Origin of the sequence: Paenibacillus sp. N3.4 (assembly GCF_008017805.1) — a bacterium.
Taxonomy (GTDB): Bacteria; Bacillota; Bacilli; order Paenibacillales; family NBRC-103111; genus Paenibacillus_E.
The window spans coordinates 1-2,570 of the sequence record NZ_VRTT01000174.1; the positions used below are offsets into that span (position 1 = coordinate 1).

The 2,570-nt window shown below is 40.0% G+C and carries 1 pseudogene; it reads right to left on the reverse strand.

Annotated elements, in window-relative coordinates:
- Positions 1-1,797 (reverse strand): annotated as a pseudogene (gene ltrA, locus FU659_RS34715) (group II intron reverse transcriptase/maturase); the annotation flags it as partial.
- Between the last annotated feature and the right edge of the window lie 773 nt (positions 1,798-2,570).

The following is a 2,570-nucleotide window of genomic DNA, read 5'->3' on the forward strand; positions in this document are numbered from 1 at the left end:
CCGTATTAATAGCTTCCAAGTTACTCATTTTGCGATATTGGTTTATCGTTGTAGCCATTACCTCGGTTATACCAAGGTTGGCGACGAGTCTTTCAATCAGTCCTTAGATTTTGCATGTATGAGTACATGAACATCTTTATGAAGAATGCGAAGATTGTTGAACCTGTCGCCCCCACCAAGATGAATTGGTAGATAATGATGACAGTGGACGTATGATGCAAAAAGGAACATGCCTGTAATCTCACAGCATCCCATTTTCATGCTATATCGACTGATTCTATTGTCCAGGTACTCCACACTTCGGTTGGGTATGTTGGATTCCATAAGTTTTATAATTTCTGACCTAATGCCCTCTTGCAACTTTTTGTATATCATACTTCTTCCTGTCTCTGTAAATGGGGTTAACCCTCGACCAAAGCACATATTGTTTGAGGTCTTTACATCGCATAGAGGAAAAAGATATACATCGTTTATCCGAAATGTCCTAAAATTTATGCTGTAGAACTTTCGGTAAGTTGAGGGTGCTTTAGTCGGATGTTCATATTTCCCAACCAGTCTAAGTCGATTGAAGGTGAACGCTCTAAGATCATGAGCAAGACGTGAAAACTCCGGATTTACCTGTGTAGCCTTACAGAAGTAATTGTGTATCCCTAATACGAAACTGTTGTAAGAATTAGCGTTTTGATTTGTTTGCGATTTTTGCATTATTTTTATATGCTTCTTCGCTTCCAATTTGATTTCACGCTTTTTCTTATTGCTAATTGCTGTTTGTGCCACTCTCTTTTTGGCCTTTTTCACCGTGAATATCGTAAATCCTAAGAACTCGGATGCCCTTTTTCTGAGATTTACTATCTGTGATTTTTCAGGTGATATATCAAGATGAAGACGATCCTTGAGGTAAAGTCTTACAGCATGAAACCACTTTTGGGCTGTTTTCCAATCTCGGCAAAGGATTTTAAAGTCGTCCGCATAGCGGACAATGTATCCTTCTTTGAGATTGGTTCTTTTTAAAGCGTTATGTCTACTTCCGTTATGAGCGTATTTGAAATTGGAGTTGAAAGATTCCCATTGTTCAGAAACCCAGTGGTCGAGATCATTTAGTACGATATTAGAGAGTAGTGGCGACAGAATGCCTCCTTGCGGAGTCCCTTTAAATGGGATTCCTTCGCCTGAGATTTCAGCTTTTAGCATTTTACTTATAATGCGTAGAACTTTTCGATCTTTAATTCCCATGTTCCATAATTGCTTGATTAGTAGCGTATGGTTAACGTTATCGAAGAAACCTAAAACGTCTATATCCACTACATAATGCAGACCAACGAGGTTAACCAAATGCTGAACTCTAGCTATTGCATGGTGTGTTGACCGTAATGGTCTAAAACCATAGCTGTGTTTAAAGAAATGAGCTTCGGCTATGGGTTCAAGAACCTGTTTAAAGCATTGTTGGACAATGCGATCAATCATACAAGGGATACCAAGTGGACGTTGCTTTCCATTTGGTTTAGGGATAAGAACTCGCCTTATTTGTTTGGGTTGATAATTAGCCAGTTTTCGTTGAATTAGGGTTACAATTTCTTCGTCAGTCAGAGTTTTGAAGCTGTTGATTGTCTTACCATCTGTTCCTGCTGTATGTGAGCCATTATTAGATTTGATCATTCTGAAAGCCAAAAGGATATTTGCCCTAGAAGAAATTGTATCGTATAGACGAGTATAATTTTCTCTGTTAGTGGCTCTTGAATGTAAGTCCGTAAAGGTCTCGACCATATTGTAATAATCCCAATATCGAATAGCTTGCACTGTGGACTCCCCCTTTTACTGGAGCAGCGTTCCCACATTCTTACCTGATCGGTGCAATTCACTTTTGGAAAATTAACTGATTCTTATAGAAGACTCAGGGCTTTTCCTCGACTCTCATTACAAGAGTTTCATCGGTCATGCCCTTACTCTCACAAGGATTAATGCATTTCGGCATATGCCTTATAGCAACCGTCTGGGCTGGCAGACCTTAAATGCGACGTTCCCTGCTTTCCTTGTTCCCTGTATCCTAGCTATGCATAGAAATTTTAGGTGTTACCTCTGAGCCTGTGAGTTGGACACCGCCATTGTTAGGTGTAATGAATTTCCTAGAAGAAATTTGTACTTTTCATCGCCCACATCAGCACTTGCTGATACATATGTTTCCATATGTTGTAACTTTAGACCCGTACATTCGGTAATTCGTCAGTCCATTATTGGACAATTCTCACCATGATTTCTTTTTCAGCCATCCGTCATATCCGTTGGCATACCTTCTCTTGCGAGTGGCTGTAGCCTTCGTTCTGCCGACTTTACCTAGCTTCTTACAGAGGAAACTGTCATTCCCACCGCAAGTAGGAATTTAATGGGATAGTTTCAGTAGACATGGTTACATCATTCCCATCCTTGGATACAGAGTTAGACTCTGATCGAGTCCCTGCTTTTCCTGCTGAGTAGCAGTTATAGCAGAACAAGTCGCACTTCCTCGTTACTCATTGAATTGGGATATGTTAAACTGGTCCTAATGCATATTTTTCACGGTATTTGTTGATCTG